This window comes from Micromonospora sp. NPDC047527 (assembly GCF_040643015.1).
Classification (GTDB): domain Bacteria; phylum Actinomycetota; class Actinomycetes; order Mycobacteriales; family Micromonosporaceae; genus Micromonospora.
Map to the genome: position 1 here is coordinate 61,449 of NZ_JBEYTK010000011.1, position 20,371 is coordinate 81,819.

At 70.2% G+C, this 20,371-nt stretch carries 16 protein-coding genes; 11 read left to right on the plus strand and 5 right to left on the minus strand.

Going from position 1 to position 20,371, the window contains the following annotated elements:
- Positions 1-31: 31 nt before the first annotated feature.
- Positions 32-1,399: a hypothetical protein gene (locus tag ABZ808_RS28940; RefSeq protein ID WP_357012494.1), complete on the plus strand. Its 1,368-nt coding sequence runs from the start codon at positions 32-34 to the stop codon at positions 1,397-1,399.
- Here ABZ808_RS28940 and ABZ808_RS28945 read toward each other — a convergent pair.
- From ABZ808_RS28945 to ABZ808_RS28955, 3 genes are read right to left on the minus strand one after another with little or no spacing between them, the layout of a single operon-like run.
- Complete coding sequence (locus ABZ808_RS28945; protein ID WP_357012495.1) at positions 1,392-3,710, minus strand: hypothetical protein; 2,319 nt, start codon at positions 3,708-3,710, stop codon at positions 1,392-1,394. The two genes, ABZ808_RS28940 and ABZ808_RS28945, sit on opposite strands and share 8 nt — an antisense overlap.
- Positions 3,707-4,864 (minus strand): VWA domain-containing protein, encoded by a 1,158-nt coding sequence (locus ABZ808_RS28950; RefSeq protein ID WP_357012496.1) that lies wholly within the window; start codon positions 4,862-4,864, stop codon positions 3,707-3,709. The genes ABZ808_RS28945 and ABZ808_RS28950 overlap by 4 nt, the downstream gene beginning before the upstream one ends.
- Entirely contained in the window at positions 4,861-5,736 is an 876-nt protein-coding gene (locus ABZ808_RS28955; RefSeq protein WP_357012497.1) for a MoxR family ATPase, read from the minus strand. Before ABZ808_RS28955 ends, ABZ808_RS28950 begins: the two co-directional genes overlap by 4 nt.
- A 279-nt stretch (positions 5,737-6,015) precedes the next feature.
- Here ABZ808_RS28955 and ABZ808_RS28960 point away from each other — a divergent pair, with 279 nt between their 5' ends.
- The 4 genes from ABZ808_RS28960 to ABZ808_RS28975 all read left to right on the plus strand — a co-directional run bounded on the left by ABZ808_RS28960 (position 6,016) and on the right by ABZ808_RS28975 (position 11,017).
- On the plus strand, positions 6,016-6,999 hold the full coding sequence (locus ABZ808_RS28960) for a hypothetical protein (protein ID WP_357012498.1): 984 nt from the start codon (positions 6,016-6,018) through the stop codon (positions 6,997-6,999).
- Positions 6,996-7,997: a hypothetical protein gene (locus tag ABZ808_RS28965; RefSeq protein WP_357012499.1), complete on the plus strand. Its 1,002-nt coding sequence runs from the start codon at positions 6,996-6,998 to the stop codon at positions 7,995-7,997. Before ABZ808_RS28960 ends, ABZ808_RS28965 begins: the two co-directional genes overlap by 4 nt.
- A gap of 234 nt (positions 7,998-8,231) precedes the next feature.
- The gene (locus tag ABZ808_RS28970) at positions 8,232-9,533 is read left to right on the plus strand and encodes an aspartate aminotransferase family protein (protein ID WP_357012590.1); all 1,302 of its coding nucleotides are present in this window, start codon (positions 8,232-8,234) and stop codon (positions 9,531-9,533) included.
- Positions 9,530-11,017, plus strand: coding sequence for a CoA-acylating methylmalonate-semialdehyde dehydrogenase (locus ABZ808_RS28975; RefSeq protein ID WP_357012500.1), 1,488 nt, complete (start codon positions 9,530-9,532; stop codon positions 11,015-11,017). The genes ABZ808_RS28970 and ABZ808_RS28975 overlap by 4 nt, the downstream gene beginning before the upstream one ends.
- Here ABZ808_RS28975 and ABZ808_RS28980 read toward each other — a convergent pair.
- Complete coding sequence (locus ABZ808_RS28980; protein WP_357012501.1) at positions 10,989-12,419, minus strand: acyltransferase; 1,431 nt, start codon at positions 12,417-12,419, stop codon at positions 10,989-10,991. The two genes, ABZ808_RS28975 and ABZ808_RS28980, sit on opposite strands and share 29 nt — an antisense overlap.
- 199 nt (positions 12,420-12,618) lie before the next feature.
- On the opposite strand from ABZ808_RS28980, the gene ngcE (ABZ808_RS28985) reads away from it, so the two are divergent.
- The 3 genes from ngcE (ABZ808_RS28985) (at position 12,619) to ABZ808_RS28995 (ending at position 15,897) form a co-directional block, all read left to right on the plus strand.
- Positions 12,619-14,031 carry an N-acetylglucosamine/diacetylchitobiose ABC transporter substrate-binding protein gene (gene ngcE, locus ABZ808_RS28985; protein ID WP_357012502.1) on the plus strand — a complete coding sequence of 471 codons (1,413 nt, stop codon included), beginning with the start codon at positions 12,619-12,621 and terminating at the stop codon, positions 14,029-14,031.
- A 61-nt stretch (positions 14,032-14,092) separates the two neighbouring features.
- The gene (locus tag ABZ808_RS28990) at positions 14,093-15,001 is read left to right on the plus strand and encodes a sugar ABC transporter permease (protein WP_357012504.1); all 909 of its coding nucleotides are present in this window, start codon (positions 14,093-14,095) and stop codon (positions 14,999-15,001) included.
- Complete coding sequence (locus ABZ808_RS28995) at positions 14,998-15,897, plus strand: carbohydrate ABC transporter permease (protein WP_357012506.1); 900 nt, start codon at positions 14,998-15,000, stop codon at positions 15,895-15,897. Before ABZ808_RS28990 ends, ABZ808_RS28995 begins: the two co-directional genes overlap by 4 nt.
- Before the next feature lie 120 nt (positions 15,898-16,017).
- Here ABZ808_RS28995 and ABZ808_RS29000 read toward each other — a convergent pair whose 3' ends face one another.
- Positions 16,018-17,004: a BadF/BadG/BcrA/BcrD ATPase family protein gene (locus ABZ808_RS29000; protein ID WP_357012507.1), complete on the minus strand. Its 987-nt coding sequence runs from the start codon at positions 17,002-17,004 to the stop codon at positions 16,018-16,020.
- Positions 17,005-17,196: 192 nt separating this feature from the next.
- On the opposite strand from ABZ808_RS29000, the gene ABZ808_RS29005 reads away from it, so the two are divergent.
- Genes ABZ808_RS29005 through ngcE (ABZ808_RS29015) form a run of 3 tightly spaced genes read left to right on the plus strand, consistent with a single transcriptional unit; the run spans position 17,197 to position 20,368 of the window.
- On the plus strand, positions 17,197-18,159 hold the full coding sequence (locus ABZ808_RS29005; protein WP_357012509.1) for a MurR/RpiR family transcriptional regulator: 963 nt from the start codon (positions 17,197-17,199) through the stop codon (positions 18,157-18,159).
- Positions 18,156-18,905, plus strand: a complete 750-nt coding sequence (locus ABZ808_RS29010) for an SIS domain-containing protein (protein ID WP_357012510.1) — start codon at positions 18,156-18,158, stop codon at positions 18,903-18,905. Before ABZ808_RS29005 ends, ABZ808_RS29010 begins: the two co-directional genes overlap by 4 nt.
- Before the next feature lie 26 nt (positions 18,906-18,931).
- The gene (gene ngcE, locus ABZ808_RS29015) at positions 18,932-20,368 is read left to right on the plus strand and encodes an N-acetylglucosamine/diacetylchitobiose ABC transporter substrate-binding protein (protein WP_357012511.1); all 1,437 of its coding nucleotides are present in this window, start codon (positions 18,932-18,934) and stop codon (positions 20,366-20,368) included.
- The last annotated feature ends 3 nt before the right edge of the window (positions 20,369-20,371 follow it).

Here is a 20,371-nt window from a genome sequence, read left to right on the forward strand (position 1 = left end):
TCGGACCGCTGACAACACCCCAGGAGGACCCGTGACCGTCATGAGCGCCAAGCATCTGGAAGAGCTCTGCCTGGCCCTTCGTCGCCGCCGGAGAGCATGCGACGACGAACTCGTGGCTGCCATTGAGGCCGATGTCGCTGCGTACCACCGGGACCCGGCCCCCCAACTGCCGCCCGAGGACGTCGCCGAGATGCTGCCGCTGATGGGCTGGCTGATGTACGAGGCGTCCTGGCTGGCCGTACAGCGAATTCCGAACGGGTTCACCGAAACTGGGGGTGAAGCCTTGGCGAAGGCCCGGGCGAATCACGAGCGTGTGCTGCGGATCGCGAACGCGGCCCGTGCTCTGCCCTGGCCGGAGTTCGCGCCGCGCGCGCTGGGTGCGCTGCGCGCGCTCGCTCTGGCCGAGTCAAAGGGGGACACGCAGGCGTCCTACGACCGCGCCCAGGCCGTCCACCAGGAAGCGCGCGAGCGTCACGGGAGTTATCTCACCTACCACCGGGACAACCCCGGCATCGGCCGGGCGTATGACGAGATCCTGGTCCAGTTGGGATTGGCCGAGACCGGCACCTCGTGCCGCATCGCCGAACGGGTCATCGATCGGTGGGCCGAGGAGTTCGCGGCCGACGACGCCGGAGCGGACCGGCAGCGCCGCGAGGAACGCGTCCAGATCATCTTCAGCGACCTGGCCGAGGGCGCCGACCGGGGGAAGGAGGCGCTCGCGGCCGCCGAGCGCGTCGCGAAGCACGGTTTCGTCGACGAGCCGACGAAGGACAAACTGGCATTGCACACGACCTTCGTGAACCCCGGGATCATGACAGCGCGGGCCGTGCTGCTGACGCTGGCGCTGTACCCGGAGATGCAACGGCTCGGCTACTTCCCGCTCGGTGACGACGACTCCTGGGACGACAGCCGCGAGACGCTGCGCAATCGGTTCGACAGCGCCTACGAGTACGTCGAGAAGCCCGTCCTCAACAGCAGGAACGAGCCGCAGCAGCCGCGCGATGACCTCCAACTCGCCGTCGTGCAGATCCGGCTGGCCGCCGCGCTGCTCATGCCGGGCCGCCGACTGCCCAGCCGGCTGACGTTCGCCCCGTGCATGGCGCACGAGGTACTCGACGACGATGCGGTCGAGGCCATGTCGGCCTGGTTGACGGAGGTGACAGTCGACCGGAACGGCCAGGAGAAGCAACGCAGTACCCTGCGCGGCTTCGGGGGGGCGGTCCTGCCCAACTTCTTCGACGGCGTCGAGGAGTGCCGCGCGGCGTTCGGCGGCAAGCCCGGCTACCGCGACTGGCGAGCGCGCTGGTTCATCCTCGACAAGTACGCCGCCGAACCGGACCGCGCGGAACGGGTGTCGGCCGTCCTGGGCCGGCCGGTGCAGCGGACCCGCCCTATCTGACGTAGGCGTTGAACAACGCCCAGTTGGCCTCCGGCTCGTCGATGAAGTGAAGCTGGGCGAGCCGGAGCGCGTGGTCGAGTCGGATCGCGGGCTGCCGGCCCTCGGCCGGCCGGATGAGCCCCACGAGATGGGCGGCCATCCGGCTGGTGGGCAGCCTCGCCACCTCCTCGATGGCGGCGGCGACGCAGCGCCCCCCGCCGGTCAGCACGGCCACGACGAGGCCGACCGGCTCGATGTCCGCCACGTTTGTCACCGCACCGACCCGGCAGGACACCAGCAACGTCGACGCCGGCCAGCGTAGGGCCAACGCGTACGCCGCCGACAACTGGCCGTCGGTGTCCGTCTCCTCCGGAAGGATCAGGTGCTGATCGAGACCGTGACCCGTGCCGTGCGCCTTGACGTGGATCAGTCCGCAATCGATGCGTTCACGCAGCGCCGCACTGATCCGCGGGAACGCGTTCGGTGTGGTCTGCCGTCCGTCGAGGGAGCAGAGGCTCAGAAGAATCCTGTCCTTGTCGAACGTGAGGCCCCACGCCTCCCGATCCCGGTTGACCGAGGAGCCCGCTTCGGCCTCTGAGACCACCCGGACCAGCGCCGGGCCGGTCACCGCCGGCGGCGGCGCGTCGGACAGACACGTGAGGACCGGGGTTTGAGTCAGCACGGCCCTGCGCACCAGCCGGGTTCCCCGCCGGTCGAGCACGAGTGCGGCCCAGGGCAGCAGACACAGCTCCTGATGTGCCGAGATCACTAACTCCAGCGGGTCGTCGGTGACCGCGTCGAGCCGGCGACGCAGCTCGCCGGGCAGCACATGGCAAGCCATTTTCCGCCAGTTCGGGGCACCTAGATCGAGGTCGAGCGGGGCGTCCGGATCGCGGGCTCGTCGGCCAGCGACGTAGTCGGTGACCTGGTCACCCGGTGCGAACCGCTCGAAGAAGACGCCATCGTTCGGTGTGATCAGGGAGCGGAACCAGTTCGTTTCGGTGTCGAGGCTGTCCGGGAGGGCGGCGAAGTCGAGCGCGTACCGGGAGCCCACCGCCCGGCGCAGGGCAGTCAGGTCCGTCGGGGTGGGCAGCGCCATCTCGGCGAGGATCGGATTGACCCGCTTCTCGATCCGGCGGTGCAGCGTGGCGAGCTTCTCTTTCTGTGCCGCCTGCTGCTCGCTCAGTGCGTCCGTATCCGCGGCCTCATCGGCCGGGTCGACCTGCTCGGCTCGGAGCACCTCGTCGATCAAGCCTTGAAGTTGTCGGGGCAGCGACGACACCTCGGCGCGCATCTGTGCGGCAAGCCCGGTCTGCTTGGCGGCCAGGCACACACGCAACCCCACCTCAGCCGACCCCGGACCACGCAGAGCGTCGGCCAGCAGCGCGATGTCGCCGTAGACCCGCCGGAACGCCGTCGACAGTGGCGTACGGGCCCGGGAGATCACTCCCCACCGCCCCCGGATCTGCTCGGCCAACTTCAATGCCCGCGCCGCGAGGGAGACCGCGCGGTCGTTGTCCTGCTGGGCGTGGGCAAGCAGTTCGGCCAGAGTGAGGACCAGTGACAGTTCGTAGACATCGTGGCGCGTGTCGGCGATTCGGGACTCGTCCAGGTGCGCCAGCGCCTGCGTCATACGTGTGACGGCATCCGGGCACCGGCCGTCCGCCTGGTCGGCCAGCGCGAGGATGAAGCCGTAGCGGTGCCGGGTCGAGTAGGACCGGGCGTCGGAGGACTCCCAGTAGGACTCCAGCTCGCCGAGCGCGCTGTGGACCTCCGCGGTCTGGCCCAGTTCGAGCAGGCAGGCGCCGGCTTCGAACTGGATGTCGCCGGCGCGGGGTTCCGCGCCGGAACCGAACAGGGATTCAGGGTGCTGGGCCATGGCCAGGGGTAGCGCGTCGGCCGGCCGGCCGGAGGCCCGAAGGCTGCGGATGAGCCGGTAGGTGACAGTCACCTCGGCCCACCGGCTGCGTACGGTGCCGTCCGAGCGGAGTTCGTCCAGCGCCTTTTCGTACAACGCGTCGATGGCCGGGGTCGAGGGCAGGGGGCGGCCGAGAAACGCGCAGAACCTCAGGATCGTGGCGGCGTTCGTGTTGCCGTTCTCGCGGAAGGACCAGTCGTGGTCGACCTGCCCCGTCCACTGGCGCCGGGTCTGCGCCTCGTCGAGATACCTTTCGACCGCAGCACGTAGCAGTTCCTCCTCGGTCTCGTACACACGCGCTCGGTGATCGTCTTTTCGCACGATGACCAACGCCTGTTCGGCATCGTGGGCGAGCCGCAGCATGGTGTCTCGGGTCAGGGCGCGGCGTACCGTCTCGGAGAGGGCCTGGGTCACGTAGGGACACTCCATTTCCTGAACTCGCGATGACGCGGGCAGTGCGGCCGGCAGGTGGGGCAGGCCAGCAGGTCGGCGAGGGAGCGCAGGGCCGTCGCGTCGGGTGTGGGGACCAGTTGGACGTACGGCAGGCTGTCCTTCAGCGCGGGCGCGTACGGAACGAAACCGGGCTCACCGGCCCTCGGATGGCCCCAGATCACCCGGTGGGCCAGCCGGGACAACCGGCTCACCTGTGCCACCAGCGGCGCCGGGTCGGCGTACTCCCACCCGTCCGAGACGATCACGAGGTTCGCCGACCGCACCACGCGATGCCCTCCCCAGAGCCGGCCGAAGGCGGTGACGGCGCTGCCAAGCCGGGTGCCGGCGTCCCAGTCCATGCGGCGGGCGGCCAATGCGCTCATCGCCGACTGGGGGTCGCGGGACCGCAGCTCGCAGGTGATCCGGTCGAGGCGGGTGCCGATGGTGAACACCTCGGTGGACAGCGGCGCGGCGGCCACCGCGGCGTAGCCGAACCGCAACAGCAGGCCGCGGTGTTTCCGCATCGAATGACTGAGGTCGAGCAGCAGGACCAGGCGGCGTCGAGCGTGCAGACGGCGGTGGTGCCACACTTGGGTCGGCTCACCCGCGCTGCGCATCATCGTCCGCGCGGTGCGGGACACGTCGATGTACCGCCTCCCACCCGCCGCGCGGCGCATCGTGCGGCGCAGGGGAACCGCGCTGGTGAACGCTTGGATGAAGGACTCCAGCTCGGCGTGGTCGGCGGGTGTCAGGGGCCACGGTGGGGGCGGCGCCAAGCGCTCCGCCGACCCGGCCCGGGTGCGGTCTGTCCGGGGGGCGTCACCGTCTTCGGTGGGTTCCTCGCCCGCCGCCTCGCCGTGTCGCTCCGGAGCGCGCGGCGCCGGCACCACCGGGCTGGCGGACCTGACGGGCCCGAACCAGGCGGCGAAGGCGGCGTCGAAGACCGGCAGGTCCTCGCGACGTGAACACAGGGTCAGACGCATCGCCCAGTAGATGCCGTCGCGGTCGAGCGGTTCGTAGGCGCCGAGCGCACGCAGCGCAGTGGACAGCCGCGCGACCTCGACCCTTAGGCCATCGATGCGTAGCCGCCCGGCGAACCCGACTAGGTCGACGACCGGGTCACCGTCGACCGTCACCTGGCCGCCCGCAGAACGCCTCGAACGGCGTCCTCGTCCTCGTGGTGCTTCACCAGCACTCCTAGCGCGTCGTCGGCGGCGTCGGCGACGGTACGCCGGCCGAGAGCGATCGCCGCGTGGGCGAAGGCGATCGATTCGGCGACGCCGGGGGGCCGGTTCAGCGACAGTTTCCGTAACTGCGCCATGGCGTGCGCGATCTGTTCGGCCAGCGGAGTGCCCGCCACCTCCGGCACGTTGAGCCGGATGATCTCCATTTCGTTCTCCGTGGTCGGGTGGCCGACCCAGTGGTAGACGCATCGTCGTTTGAGAGCGCCGTGTACCTCGCGGGTGCCGTTGGAGGTGAGAACGACGAAGGGCGGCTCGTCGATTGTGATCGTCTGGTAGTCGGGGATGCTGAGAGTGTCGCCTTCGAGCACTTCGAGCAGGAATGCCTCGAACTCGTCGTCGGCCCGATCGATCTCGTCGATGAGCAGCACCGATGGTCGCTCCTCCACCGCCCGGAGAATCGGTCGGGCGATCAGGAATTCCCTCCGGTAGATCGACTCACCGTCCGGGGTGCTGCGCAAATGCAGCAGCTGGCGGGTGAAATCCCACTCGTAGAGGGCCTGGGAGCGGTCGATGCCGCTGTGGCACTGCAATCGGATCGGCGCGACGCCCAGCATCTCGGCGATCTTTCTGGCCAGCACCGTCTTTCCCACGCCGGGATCGCCTTCGAGGAACAGCGGTAGCTTGAGCTTCTTCGCGAGGAAGACCGCTGCGGAGAGCCCGGGCTCGGCCAGGTAGTTCAGCTTCGCGAGTTCCTCGGCGATCCGTTCCGGGGTGGAAAAGGAAGCAGGGGGCATCGATCGAGATTCGATCAGCGCCGTACCCATGTCGATCCTATGAACGGGTGGTCCGGCGTTACTGATCGACGGGAGACATTCGTCCTTATCGGACCGCCGCGCGCAACGGCGGTCGGTACCACCGGTCGACGGTGCCCGTCGAGACGAACTGTGTGGGCGGATCCCTCGCCTGCCGGCTCCCGCCTGACCGGCCAGGATGTCGGGTTCCGCGTGGCTTGCCACCGACCGATGGACGTCACTTCGTCTAGAGTCCGAGGCGTGGTCAGAACTCTCGGACCCCGTACGCCACGAGTTCCGTGAAGGAGAAGCATGGTCAGCTTCGCTGCTGTCGCTCTTCCGACTTGCGAGCCGAAATTCCGTCCCGAGGCCGCGGCCGAGGAGATTCTGGGTTGGGCGTCGTCACCACCGATGCGGTCACTGGTCGAGGAGTACGGCGGCACATTGCCCTCGGTCGACGTCGGTGAACTGCTCGCGTGGCTCGAGGCCTTCTCCGAACTACACTGGGATTTCCGCAAGCAGGGCAATGTCGAACGCGACCAGGTGACGGCGCCGACGTTCGGCTTGGACCGTGCGGCGCTCGTGCTGGACGTGGCGAGAGCGCTGTGTCTGGTCGATCCCGCCGACCCGCCACGCGCGACATACGACCACCTCCTTGTCCTGGGTGGCCTCGGGCGGGCCTGCCTGCAACGCACCGAGTACGCCGCCCGTCTGGTGCGCGACGGCGCCGTGACGGTCGGCCAGGTGGCGGCGCTCGGCAGTTTCCGGCCCTTGACCGAGGCGGAGACCGCGCTGCCCGGTCTGGCGGACAGCCGGTTCGAGATGGACGCGATGGACGTCGGTGTGCGCGGCGCCTTTGGTCTCGTGGAGCCTGCGCTGTGCGAGTCGTCCGACGAACTCGGAACGCACCGATCCTGGCAGGTCCGCACCTACCGGGCCGATGACCGTCCCCCGGTGCACGTGTTCGCCGCGCCCTCCAGCGAACCGGAGCAGCGCCGCGCCAACACCCCCGACACGTACGAGTTCTGGGCCCAACGGTCCAGCCTCCGGTCGAGCGACCGGATCCTGGTCGTCACCTCCCCGATCTATGTGCCGTTTCAGCACAGCGACGCGATTCGCATGCTGGCGGCACGGTACGGGTGCGGGATCGACACCATCGGCTTCGATCCGGCGCAGGCCACCGTGCCACTCGCGCCCGGCGCCACCAACCCCGATCGCTATCTCCAGGAGATCCGGTCCGGAATTCTGTCGATGCAGCGGCTGCACCGGGCGCTGGCCGGGAGCCTGGCCGCGTGACGGCGACGGTCTTCCCCTCGGTGCCACTGCCGACTGCCGGCCCGTCGAACGGTGAGCGGATCGCCGCTGGCGCCGGACGCGCAACGCTCGACCGGGCCGCACTCGTCGATCGGATCGCGTCCTGGATCGATTCGCCGGCCATGACCGCGCTGCTGGCGGAGTTCGGTGGTGGGCCGCGGTTGGCCGGTTCGGTCGCCGACCGGCTGCGGGCCCTGGAAGAATTCTCCGCCACCTGCTGGGATTACCGGAAGGGACAGTTGGAGCGCCACCAGGCGGTGGGGGAGAGCTTCGCGCCTCCGACCGATGCGCGCATCCGCGCGGCCGCGAGGTCGTTGGGGCTGGCTGGCCGGGTGATGCCGCGAAACCGGCGGTTCGACCACGTCCTGGTGCTCGGAGGCGGCGTCCGCACCATGATGGCGCGTGCCCACCTGGCCGCGACGATCCTTCGCCAGGGTGTGTACGCCTCCTCGGTAGCAGGGCTGGGCAGCCTGCGGCCGATTCCCGAGCAGAATGTGATCGCCGGGCGGCTCGGGCTGGGCCATGTGGCGACCGAGGGCGACGCGGTCGATGAGGCACTGCGGAACGCCTTCGGCGCGGCACCGGCCACCGACGAGCGCTCCGGCACGACCCAGTCCGGTCAGGCCTGGTGGGTGCGGTCCCACGTGGACGTGCAGCCCTCGGTGCACGTGCTGGCCGCGCCGTCGACCCGTCCGGGTCAGCGGGCCAACACGGCGGACACACTGATCGGCTGGGCGGAATTGCTGGGGCCGGTGCCGGTCGGGGCGCGCCTGCTGCTGGTCACCACCGACATCTTCGTTCCGTTCCAGCACTGCGACGCGGTTCGACTTCTCGGCCTGCGGTACGGCTGCGACGTGGAGACGGTGGGCTTCGACAGCGGCGCGAACCCGTGGGTACCACCGGCGCCGACCTCCGCCATCCTTCAGGAAGTCCGGTCCGCGATCCGGTCCATGCAGGCGCTGTACGAGGCGCTCGGCTGACCGATGGTGGCGGCGCTGATGGTTGGCGCTGACACCAGGGCTGCGGATTGCGCGGAGGTTGCCGCATTTGACATCTGGAAATGTCGGGTAAGTGGCGGCACGGCTTCGGAAATCGCAGCGGCCGGTTGACGTGGTGTCAGGTCGGTGTGCGGATGGCGCGACACAGTGGCAGTTGTCCGCACCGGTCCTGCGGTGGGAACGTGCGGTATCCGCGTACGTCGCCTGAAGGGCTGCCTGATGACCGATGACCTGTTGGCCCGGCACCGGGCCGTGCTTCCCTCCTGGATGCCGCTGTACTACGCCGAGCCGATCGAGCTGGTCTCCGGTTCGGGCCGCCGGGTCACCGACGCCCAGGGGCGCAGCTACCTGGACTTCTTCGGCGGTGTGCTGACCAACATGATCGGTTACGACATTCCGGAGATCCGGGAGGCGGTCGAGCGTCAACTCGCCACAGGCATCGCGCACACCTCGACGCTCTACCTGATCCGGCAGCAGGTCGAGTTGGCCGAGAAGATCGCGCAGCGCTCCGGCATCCCCGACGCGCGGGTGTTCTTCACCAACTCGGGCACCGAGGCGAACGAGGCGGCGCTGCTGGTGGCCACCAACTACCGCCGCTCCCACCAGGTCCTGGCCGTGCGCAACAGTTACCACGGCCGGTCGTACGCGGCGATGGGCGTCACCGGCAACCGCACCTGGTCGGCCAGCGCCCTCAACCCGCTCCAGGTGGCCTGGCTGCACTCCGGTGACCGGGTGCGTGGTCTGCTGTCCCGGCTGAGCGCCGGGGAGCAGGTCGACGCGGCGGTGGACGACCTGCGTGAGGTGCTGGCCACCCAGACCTCCGGTGACGTGGCCGCGTTGATCGCCGAGCCGATCCAGGGGGTGGGTGGTTTCGTGCATCCGCCGGACGGGCTCTTCGCGGGCTGGAAGAAGGTCCTCGACGAGCACGGCATCCTGTTCATCGCCGACGAGGTGCAGACCGGTTGGGGGCGTACCGGGGAGCACTTCTGGGGCTACCAGGCGCACGGCGTCACCCCCGATCTGCTCACCTTCGCCAAGGGTGTCGGCAACGGGTTCGCCCTGGCGGGGGTGGTCGGTCGGGCCGAGGTGCTCCAGGCGGTGCCGGGGATCAGCTTCTCCACGTTCGGCGGCAACCCGATCTCCACCGCGGCCGGTAACGCGGTGCTCGACTACCTGATCACGCACGATCTCCAGGCGAACGCGGCCCGCGTCGGCGCGATCCTCGCCGACGGCCTGCGGTCCGCCGTGGGCGGTCTCGACTGCGTCGCGGAGGTACGCGGAAAGGGGCTGATGCTCGGCGTCGAGTTCGTCCGGCCGGGCACCAGCGAACCGGACCCGGCGCTGACCAACCAGGTGTTCGAGGCCTGCCGTGCCGGTGGTCTGCTCGCCGGCAAGGGCGGCCTGTACGGCAACGTCCTGCGGATGGGTCCACCGTTGACACTGACCGAGGAGGAGGCCCGCGAGGGCCTGGCGATCCTCGTCGACGCGATCCGCTCGTCGGCGGGGGTGGCGGCATGAGCATCGGGCACTTCGTCGACGGCAAGCGGGTGGGTGGCACGTCCGAGCGGCGCGGTGACGTGTTCGATCCCGCGACGGGTCGGCGTACCGCCGAGGTGGAGCTGGCCTCGGCGGCGGACGTCGACGTCGCGGTGCAGGCCGCCGCCCGCGCGGCCCGCGCCTGGCGGGACGCGTCGCTGGCGAAGCGGTCGGCGGTGCTGTTCGCGTTCCGCGAGTTGGTGCACGCCCGGCGGGACCGGCTCGCCGAGGTGATCACGGCCGAGCACGGCAAGGTGCTCGCCGACGCCGCCGGCGAGGTGCAGCGCGGCCTGGAGGTCATCGAGTACGCCTGCGGCCTGCCCTCGGCGCTGCGCGGCGCCTTCAGCGAGAACGTCTCCACCGAGGTCGACTCGTACACGATCCGGCAGCCGCTCGGTGTGGTCGCGGTGATCTCCCCGTTCAACTTCCCGGTGATGGTGCCGCTGTGGTTCGTGCCGGTGGCGGTGGCCTGCGGCAACGCGGTGGTGCTCAAGCCGAGCGAGAAGGATCCGAGCGCGGCGCTGCTGCTGGCCGAGTGGTTCGCCGAGGCCGGCTTGCCCGACGGGGTGCTCAACGTCGTCAACGGCGACAAGGAAGCGGTCGACGCGCTGCTGGACCACCCGGAGGTGCGGTCGGTGTCGTTCGTCGGCTCCACCCCGATCGCCCGGTACGTCTACCAACGTGGCACGACTGCCGGTAAGCGGGTGCAGGCTCTCGGCGGGGCGAAGAACCACATGGTGGTGCTCCCCGACGCCGACCTGGACCTGGCCGCCGACGCGGCGGTCAACGCGGGTTTCGGGTCGGCGGGGGAGCGGTGCATGGCCATCTCGGTGCTGGTGGCGGTGGAGCCGGTCGCGGACGCGCTGGTCGAGCGGATCGCCGCGCGGATGGCCGGGCTGCGTACCGGTGACGGCCGGCGGGGCTGCGACATGGGCCCGCTGGTCACCGCCGCGCACGCGGCGAAGGTGCGCTCCTACGTGGACGCCGGGGTGACCGCCGGAGCGGTGCCGGTCGTCGACGGTCGGGACGTGACACCCGACGGCGACCCGGAGGGTTTCTGGCTCGGCCCGACGCTGTTCGACCGGGTGACCCCGCAGATGTCGATCTACACCGACGAGATCTTCGGGCCGGTGCTCAGCGTGGTCCGGGTCGGCTCGTACGACGAGGCGGTCGAGCTGGTCAACGCCAGCCCGTACGGCAACGGCACGGCGATCTTCACCAACGACGGCGGCGCCGCCCGGCGCTACCAGCACGAGGTGGAGGTCGGCATGGTCGGCATCAACGTGCCGATCCCGGTGCCGATGGCGTACCACTCGTTCGGCGGCTGGAAGTCGTCGCTCTTCGGTGACCTGCACGCGCACGGCGAGGACGGCGTGCGCTTCTTCACCCGGGGCAAGGTCGTCACCAGCCGCTGGCTGGACCCCCGGCACGGCGGGGTCAACCTCGGGTTCCCCACCCAGACCTGAGCAGTCGCAGCAGGCTCGCCCCGGCCAGGTACGCCAGCAGCGCCGGGGCGGGCATGCCGAGCGGCTCCGCGGCGAGTTTCGGGGTCGCGCTGTTGAGCATCAGGGCGACCACCACGGCGGCGTAGCCGGCCACGGTCAACACCGTGCGGGTCGTGGTGCCCCGGCCGGCCCGGCGCCCGGTGCGGTGCCGGCTGCTGCGAGCCTCCACCGGCCCGAAGATGGCCACCAGCACCGCCAGGACGACCGCGAGCAGCAGCAGCCAGGGCACCCGCCACGCCCACCAGGCCGTCGAACCGACCACCGGTGTGGGCAGGGTCCCCGTCGCGTCGAGCAGCCCGATCAGCAGGATCGCGGCGGTCAGGTGCCAGAGAAAGACGGTCAGCACCACCAGGTTGACCCCGATCACCAGTTGCCACGGGCGGGTGTGGCGCAGCAGGCGCTCCGTGGGGCCGCGTAGCAGCAGGATCAGGCCGAGCTGGGCGGCGGCGACGGCCAGTAGCGCGAGACTGGGCGGCCCGGCGTTGTCGAGCCTCTCGCCGGGCACGTTCAGCATGGCCACCGGCCAGGGGCCGGGCACGGTGAGCAGCAGCAGCGCGGCCAGCCCTCCGGCCAGGAACACCACGCCGGCCCGGCGAGAGATCGGCAGCCGGCGCCGACGTACCCCCGGATGCTCGCCAGCCGACGGACCGGCGGCGTCGGTCGGCGGATGGGCGGCGGCTCCACCGGCAGCCGGCGGGCCGGCCGCTGCCGGCCGGGTGTCGTACCAGGCGAAGCCGAGCTGGTGCACCGCCAGCCAGCCGAACAGGTAGTTGCCGAAGCTCAGCTCCACCGGCCCGGTCAGCCGGCCCAGGTCACCGAGGCCCACCAGGGCGACCAGCACCAGCGGGACGGCCAGGCCGAAGCGGCGGTGCAGCGCGTACATCGGCGGGGTGAGCGCGACCACCGCCAGGTAGGCGACCAGGAACCAGAGCGGGATGGTGGCGAACCAGACCACCTCGCGGATCCGGGTGGGGTCGGTGTCGAGCAGCCGGGCCAGCGCGGCGGCGCCGCCGAGCACCAGGACCAGCACGCTGGTGGGGCGGACCAGTCGGGCGCTGCGGTCGAGCAGCCAGCCGGCGGCGTCGCCGCCCCGGGAGCGCAGGCGGGTCAGCGAGGCCGCGTTGGCGTAGCCGCCGACCAGGAAGAAGACCGGCATCACCTGGGCCACCCAGGTCAGCGGGTACGCCCACGGCAGGTTGCTGAGCGCGGAGCGCCCAGTGGGCAGACCGGCGTCGTCGCGCACGATCACCGCGACGCCCCAGTGTCCGAGAACGACCATGGTGATGGCGAGCGCGCGGAGCAGATCGACGTACCGCTCCCGACCGGCCGGGGTGCGCTCGGCGAACTGGCGCAGGCGGCCCATCGCCTCAGGCTATGCGACCTGGTGGTGGCCGGTGGTGATAACGGTTCGGCCCTCGGGGGTTGAAGTCCACGCGCCGCTGCCGTAGAAATTCTTCAGTAACTTCGAGCTGAGTGAAGACAAGCAACAAACCCCGTGCCTCGCGAGACGGACGCCTTCCCCCACCACCCGGCGACCGCCCGACCCGAACCGAGGAGACCTTATGAACAGGCGTGACATCCTGCGGCGCAGCGCCGCCGCCGGCCTGCTGGCGACCCCCGCCGCCGGCCTGCTCGCCGGCTGCGCCACCGGCGGAGGCGACAACGACGACAGCGCCGCCTACAAGGGCACCAAGAGCGAGCAGAACCCGCTCGGCGTCAAGGAGGACGCTCCGCTCGAGGTGGTGATCTTCGGCGGCGGGTTCGGCGAGGAGTACGCCAAGGCCCACGAGGCCATGTACACCGAGAGGTATCCGAAGGCGAAGATCAAGCACTCCGCCACGCAGGAGATCAGCAAGACCCTCCAGCCTCGCTTCGTCGACGGCACCCCGCCGGACGTGGTCAACAACTCCGGCGCCAGCCAGATCGACTTCAACGGCCTGGTCAGCCAGAACGCCATCGCCGACCTGGGCGAGTTGATCGCCGCGCCGAGCCTCGACGTGCCCGGCAAGACGGTCAAGGACACCCTGCTGCCCGGCGCGGTCGAGGTCGGGTCGTACGACGGCACGTTCCTGGTGCTCAACTACACCTACACCGCCTACGGCATCTGGTACTCCGACAAGCTCCTCAGCGAGCGCAGGTGGGAGTACGCCAAGACCTGGGACGACCACATCGCGCTCTGCAAGCAGATCAAGGCAGCCGGCATCGCCCCCTGGACGTACGCCGGGCTGCACCCGCGCTACATGAGCTGGCCGGTCATCGCCACCGCCATCAAGCTCGGTGGCCCGTCCGTGGCGACCGCCATCGACAACCTTGAGCCGAACGCCTGGAAGTCCGATTCGATGAGGACCGCCGCCGACGCGTGGCACCAGATCGTGAAGGACAAGTTCATCCTGGAGGGGTCCTCGGGGCTCGACCACAAGCAGTCACAGACCGCCTGGTGCCAGGGCAAGGCCGCCTTCATCTCCTGCGGCTCGTGGCTGGAGAGTGAACAGAAGGACGTCACCCCGGCCGGGTTCAACATGACCATCGCGCCGACGCCGAGCCTGGGCAGCGGCGACAAGCTGCCGTTCGAGGCGATCCGGGGCACCGCCGGCGAGCCGTTCATGGTGCCGGCCAAGGCCCGCAACGTCGCCGGTGGGCTGGAGTACTTCCGGACCATGCTCTCCCGCAAGGGCGCACAGGACTTCACCCGGAAGGTCGCCAGCCTCACCGTGGTCGCCGGCGCCACCGAGGGCGTCGAGCTGCCGTACGGGCTGAACAGCGTGGTCAAGGCGCTCGACGCGTCCGGCGCCAACGGCTTCAACTGGGTCTACAACAACTACTACCGCAAGCTGGAGCGCAACCTCGTCGACGCCGCGTGTGGCGAGTTCTTCAGCGGCCGGATCGGCCCGGCGGAGTTCCTCGACCAGTGCCAGAAGGGCGCCGACTCGATCGCCCAGGACAGCTCGATCAAGAAGTACAAGCGAGCGGCCTGACCGCCCGGCCGGTGGGGGACCTCCGCCCTCACCGGCCGCACTCCGGGGAAAGGTCCTCACCGTGAGACATGGCAAGTGGCCGCTGATCGTCACCTTCCTGGTGCCGCCGGTGCTGCTCTACGTCATCTTCGTCGTCTCGCCATACCTGCAGGCGTTCCAGATCTCCACCACCGACTGGCTCGGCTACTCGGCGGACGCCAACCAGGTCGGCCTGGCGAACTTCAAGACCCTGTGGCACGACGACTACGTCTGGAACGCGCTGAAAAACAACGCGATCCTGCTGGGCCTGGTGCCGGTGCTGACCATCGTGCTCGGGCTCTTCTTCGCCACCATGCTCGCCATGGGCGGGCGCAAGGGCCGCGCCGGTGTGACAGGGGTACGCGGCGGCGCGCTCTACCGCACCGTGTACTTCTTCCCGCAGGTGCTCTCCGTGGTGATCATCGCGCTGCTCTGGAAGGAGGTGTACCACCCGAACAAGGGGCTGCTCACCGCTGCCCTGCACGGGATCGGCCTGCCCGCGCCGACCTGGCTCGGCGACCCGGCCACCGCCTTCTGGTGTGTGCTGGCGGTGATGGTGTGGAGCAACGTCGGCTTCTACGTGGTGCTGTTCGGCGCCGCGATGTCGGCCGTGCCGAAGGAGATCTACGAGGCGGTGCTGCTCGACGGCGCGTCCCGGGTCACCACGCTGCGTCGGGTCACCCTGCCGCTGCTCTGGGACACCGTGCAGGTCGCCTGGGTCTACCTGGCCATCTTCGCCCTGGACGGGTTCATCCTCGTGCAGCTGATGACCAACGGTGGGCCGAACTTCTCCACCGACGTCATCGGTGTCCGGATGTACGACACCGCCTTCGGCAGCGAGACCAAGTTCGGCTACGCCTCGGCGATCGGCGTGGTGATGTTCTTCCTGACCCTCTCGGTGGCGGTGCTGTCGCTTCGGGTCGGCCGGCGTGAACGGATCGAATACTCGTGACCACTGTGGATCAACGCACCACGACCGCGCCGACGCCGGTCACCGGCCGGGACCGCCCGGTGCGTCGGGAGACCGGCGTGGCCAACGCCCTCTCGCACGGCTTTCTGCTGCTGTGGGGCCTGCTCACCGTCCTGCCGCTGCTGTGGATGTTCCTCAGCTCGTTCAAGACCAACGGCGAGATCCTGGCCGACCCGTGGGGGCTGCCCGGGGCGCTGCACTGGGACAACTGGGCGCGGGCCTGGACCGGAGCGCACATCGGCCGGTACTTCCTCAACAGCCTCGTGGTGGTCGCCGGCTCCGTCAGCCTCACCATGCTGATGGGCGCCACCGCCGCGTACGTCTTCGCCCGGTACGAGTTCCGGGGCCGTCAGATCGTCTACTACCTGTTCGTCGGCGGGCTGATGTTCCCGGTGTTCCTTGCCCTCGTGCCGCTGTTCTTCGTGGTCCGCAACGCCGGTCTCTTCGGCACCTGGACCGGCCTGATCCTGGTGTACGCGGCGTACTCGCTGCCATTCACGGTGTTCTTCCTGACCGCGTTCTTCCGGACCCTGCCCACCTCGGTGGCGGAGGCCGCCATGGTCGACGGCTGCGGTCACTTCCGGCTCTTCTTCCGGGTGATGCTGCCGATGGCGCGTCCGGGATTGATCAGTGTCGCGATCTTCAACTTCCTCAGCCACTGGAACCAGTTCCTGCTGCCGCAGGTGCTGATGCAGGGCGACGAGTCCAAGTGGGTGCTCGCCCAGGGGCTGTTCGCCCTGTCGGTGAGCCAGGGCTACGCGGGGGACTACGCCCGGCTCTTCGCCGGGTTGAGCATCGCGGTGCTGCCGGTGCTCGCCGTCTACGTGGCCTTCCAACGGCAGGTCCAGGCCGGCCTCACCGCAGGCCAGCTCAAGTAGGCCTGCTCGCGCCCCCATGATCGTGCTCGATCCGGGATGTAGTGCCCTCCGGGCGCGAGATTGGGGCCTATATCCAGGATCGAGCGCGATCATGCCGGCGGTGCGGTGGGGCGGGGTGGGTCAGGGGGTGGGGAAGAGGCGGGCGTGTAGGGCGGTCGGGTCGGTCACCTCGGCCAGGTCGCGGGCGGCGAGCCAGGCGGCTGCGGCGGCACCGTCGCCCGCGGTGCGCAGCGGCGCGTCCGGCCAGTGCCGGGCGATCTCGGCGCGGACGGCGATGGCCAGCGGGGTGTCTCCGGTGAGCAGTCCGCCGCCGAGCACGACAGGTGTGACCGCCCCGGCTGGGCGGATCCGGCCGACGCTGGCGGCCAGGTGTGCGGCGGCTTCGGCGATGAGGGCGGTGGCCACCGGCTCGCCGTCGGCGGCGGCGGTGACGACCAGCGGTGCCAGCCGGGCCAGTTCGATCGGTGGTCGGCGGGTCACCGCCTGGATGGTGGCGTCCACGGTGTCCCGTGGGCGGGTGGCGATGTTGGCGCTGCCCATCAGTTCGGTGAGCACGGCGGTGGCGAGTGTGCCGGGGGTGCGGCCGGTGTCCAGGTCGGCGAGGAGCCGGCGGACCGACTCGCGGCCGAGCCAGAAGCCCGATCCGGCGTCGCCGAGCAGCCAGCCGTGGCCGTCGGCGACGCGGTCCAGCCGCAGGTCGCGGACCTGCGCGGTGATGGCCCCGGTGCCGGCGATGAGCACTGTCCCGTCGGGGTCGGCGGTGCCGGAGGCGTACGCGACGAGGGCGTCGCCGTGCACGGCGTACGGGCAGCGTAGGCCGGCGTCGTGCCAGGCCCGGTCGAAGGCGGCTCGTCCGGCGGGGTCGGCGCGTAGGCGGCCGGCTCCGGCGAGCCCGATGGTGCCGGCGGCGACCCGGGCCGGGTCGACGTCGGCGAGGGCGTGCCGCAGGGCGGTGAGCAGTTCGGTGGCGGCTCGTTCGGCGCCGTGGCTGGTGGGGTTTCCACCGCCGGCGCGGCCGGTGCCGAGGCGTACGCCGGTGAGGGTCAGGGCGGTCGCCCGGGTGGACGTACCCCCGACGTCGAGACCGACCACGACGGTGTCGGACATCGGCACGGCCCTCCTTGCGTTGCGCGGCGATGGGTCCGTTCATGCTGGTCGGCGCCGTCGCGCGGGGCAAGGGCCGGTCAGTGCGCCAGGTAACAGTTTGAAAACTTCGCCCACGGTCTTGACACAGGGGGGCGTTCAGTAAGAACTTTTACCACTAACAGTTAACAGTCTTTTCGAAAAGGTGAGGCGTCGATGGTTGAACACGAGGTGGACACCGCCGCGGGGACCGCGGTGGTCGATGCCGACGCGTTCGACCGACGGGGCACGCTCGGATCCGCCTCGGACGGCGTGCTGGCCCGGGTCCGCGCCGGCCTCGGCGAGTTGACCGGCGCGCTGCGCCGCGTCGCCGAGCACGTGCTGAGCGACCCGGAGGCCGCCGCCCGAGCCACCATCGTGGAGCTGGCCGAGCGCAGCGGCACCTCACCGGCCACCATCACCCGCTTCTGCCGGGCCATGGGCTTCGAGGGCTACGCGGACCTGCGACTCGGCATCGCCGCCGAGACCGGTCGGGCCCGATCCGCCGGCTGGACCGTCGACATCGGCCGGGAGATCCAGCCGGGCGACCCCCTCGCCCGGGTCCTCGACCAGATCATGGCCGCCGACACCCGGGCCATGCACGACACCGCCGCGCTGCTCGACCTCGTCGAGGTGGAACGGGCCGCGGTGGCGATCGCCGGTGCCAACCGGGTGAACATCTTCGGCGCCAGCGGCAGCGCTCTCGTGGGCGAGGAGATGCAGTTCAGCCTGCACCGCATCGGGGTTGCCGCCTGGGCCTGGAACGACGTGCACGAGGGGCTGGCCAGCGCGGCGCTGCTGCGCGCCGGGGACGTGGCGCTGGGCATCTCCCACACCGGACAGACACGGGAGACCATCGAGATGCTCGCCGAGGCGGGCAGCCGCGGCGCCACCACCCTCGCCCTCACCGGCTTCCCCCGCTCGCCGCTGGCCGAGCTGGCCGACATCGTGCTGCTCACCGCCAGCCAGGCCACCACCTTCCGGCCGGACGCGCTCTCCGCCCGCCACCCCCAGCTGGTGGTGCTCGACCTGCTCTACATCGCCGTGGCCCAACGCACCCACGACCGCGCCCACGCGGCCTTCCGGCGTACCGCACAGGCCGTCGACGGCCACAAGGCCGCGAAGGGAGCCCTCTCATGATCAGTGCCCAGGGGTACGCGGACGCGGTCCGCCCGGTGCTCGACCGACTGCTCGACTCCGAGGCCGACGGGATCACCCGGGCCGCCGACCTGATCGCCGACAGCCTGCGTGCCGGTGGTGTGCTCCAGGCGTTCGGCGCCGGGCACTCCGAGGGGTTCGCCGCCGAGCTGGTCGCCCGGGCCGGCGGGCTGGTCCCCACCAACCGGCTCTCGGTGCGGGACCTGGTGGTGCACGGCGACGCCCCGCGCGACGTACTCGCCGATCCCAAGCTGGAACGCGACCCCTGGATCGCCCACCAGATCTACGCGCTCGCGGCGCCGCAGCCGCGCGACGTGTTCGTGGTGGCTTCCCAGTCCGGCATCAACGGCTCGGTGGTCGAGCTGGCGACGCTGGTCACCAAGCGCGGTCACCCGTTGATCGCGGTCACCTCGGTCGAGCACACCGCACGGGTCGCCCCACGGCACCCGTCCGGTCAGCGGCTCGCCGACCTCGCCGACGTCGTGCTGGACAACGGCGCGCCGTACGGCGATGCACTGCTGCCGCTCGAGGGCGGCGGCGCGGTCTGTGCGGTCTCCTCGGTCACCACGGCGCTGCTGGCGCAGCTGCTGACCGCCGAGGTCGTACGACGGTTCCACCAGGCCGGGGAGGTACCCCCTATCTACCTCTCCGCCAACGTCCCCGGTGGGGACGAGCACAACATCGCCCTCGAGTCGCGGTACGCCGGGCGTCTCCGGCGCACCGCCTGACCCGAATTCCACAAGGAGAGACGACGATGTCGATTACCCCCGAATACCCGGCCGCACTCGACCGTCGCACGGTGCTGCGTCGCGCCGCCGCCGTGGGCCTGCTCGCCACTCCGGCCATCGGTCTGCTCAGCGCCTGCGCCACCAGCGGCGGCGACGAGAAGAACGAGCAGGTCGCCGAGGGCACCAAGAGCGCCACCAACCCGCTGGGCGTCAAGGAGGACGCCCCGCTCGAGGTGATCATCTTCAATGGTGGCTACGGCGAGAAGTACGCCACCGACGTGCACGAGCCGCTGTACAAGAAGGCGTTCCCCAAGGCGGAGGTCAAGCACCAGGCCACGCAGGCGGTCTCCACGGTGCTCCAGCCGCGCTTCGCGTCCGGCAACCCGCCGGAGTTCGTGAACAACTCGGGCGAGAAGCTGATGGACTTCGGCGCGCTGGTCGCCGACGGTCAGCTCCAGGACCTCACCGAGCTGTGGGACGCCCCGTCGGTCGACGACCCGGCCAAGAAGGTCCGCGACACCGTGGTGCCCGGCACCGTCGAGGCGGGCTCGTTCAACGGCAAGCCGTACGTCCTGTACTACGTCTCCACCGTCTTCGGCATCTGGTACTCCGCCAAGCTGTTCAAGGACAACGGCTGGGCGCCCGCGAAGACCTGGGACGACTTCATCGCCCTCCTCACCGCCATCAAGGGCAAGGGCATCACGCCGTACGGGTACGCCGGCGCGAACGCGGCCTACTACCAGTGGAACGTGATCCTCACCCACGCCGCCAAGATCGGCGGAACGGACGTGCTCAAGAACATCGACAACCTGGAGGACGGCGCCTGGAAGCAGGACGCGGTCAAGCAGGCTGCCACCGCGTGGGCCGAGGTCGGCGCGAAGTTCAGCGACAAGAGCTTCGAGGGGCTCAAGCACACCGACGTGCAGCTGCGGCAGAACCAGTACAAGCTGGCCCTTTACCCCAGCGGTGACTGGCTGGAGGGCGAGCAGAAGCAGGACACCCCGGCGGGCTTCGACTACCAGCTCATGCCGGTGCCGAGCCTGACCGCCTCGGACAAGCTGCCGGCCACGGCGCTGCGCGCCACCGCGGGTGAGGGCTACTTCGTCTCGGCGAAGAGCAAGAACCCCAAGGGCGGCCTGGAGTACATGCGCCAGATGCTGTCCACGGCGGGCGCCAAGGGCTTCACCGAGGTGGTCAAGGCCCCGACGGTGGTCACCGCCGGCTCGGAGGGCTTCGCCTTCCCGCCCGGTGTGGCCAGCTCGCAGACCGCGCTCAAGGCGGCCGGTCAGGACGTGTTCAACCTGTACTTCGACGGCTGGTACAAGGAGCTCGACACGGAGGCGCGGACCGCCACCAACGAGCTGATGTTCGGCCGGATCAACGCGGACGCCTTCGTGGAGCGGATCCAGAAGCGCGCCGACGCGATCAAGAAGGACAGCTCGGTCGCCAAGTTCAAGCGCTGATCG

What these genes read in the sequence shown, in the direction of transcription:
- ABZ808_RS28975 (WP_357012500.1), top strand. Translation starts at nt 9,530, where the DNA reads ATGAGCATCGGGCACTTCGTCGACGGCAAGCGGGTGGGTGGCACGTCC.
- ABZ808_RS29010 (WP_357012510.1), top strand. Translation starts at nt 18,156, where the DNA reads ATGATCAGTGCCCAGGGGTACGCGGACGCGGTCCGCCCGGTGCTCGAC.
- ngcE (WP_357012502.1), top strand. Translation starts at nt 12,619, where the DNA reads ATGAACAGGCGTGACATCCTGCGGCGCAGCGCCGCCGCCGGCCTGCTG.
- ABZ808_RS29000 (WP_357012507.1), bottom strand. Translation starts at nt 17,004, where the DNA reads ATGTCCGACACCGTCGTGGTCGGTCTCGACGTCGGGGGTACGTCCACC.
- ABZ808_RS29005 (WP_357012509.1), top strand. Translation starts at nt 17,197, where the DNA reads ATGGTTGAACACGAGGTGGACACCGCCGCGGGGACCGCGGTGGTCGAT.
- ABZ808_RS28955 (WP_357012497.1), bottom strand. Translation starts at nt 5,736, where the DNA reads ATGGGTACGGCGCTGATCGAATCTCGATCGATGCCCCCTGCTTCCTTT.
- ABZ808_RS28960 (WP_357012498.1), top strand. Translation starts at nt 6,016, where the DNA reads ATGGTCAGCTTCGCTGCTGTCGCTCTTCCGACTTGCGAGCCGAAATTC.
- ngcE (WP_357012511.1), top strand. Translation starts at nt 18,932, where the DNA reads ATGTCGATTACCCCCGAATACCCGGCCGCACTCGACCGTCGCACGGTG.
- ABZ808_RS28980 (WP_357012501.1), bottom strand. Translation starts at nt 12,419, where the DNA reads ATGGGCCGCCTGCGCCAGTTCGCCGAGCGCACCCCGGCCGGTCGGGAG.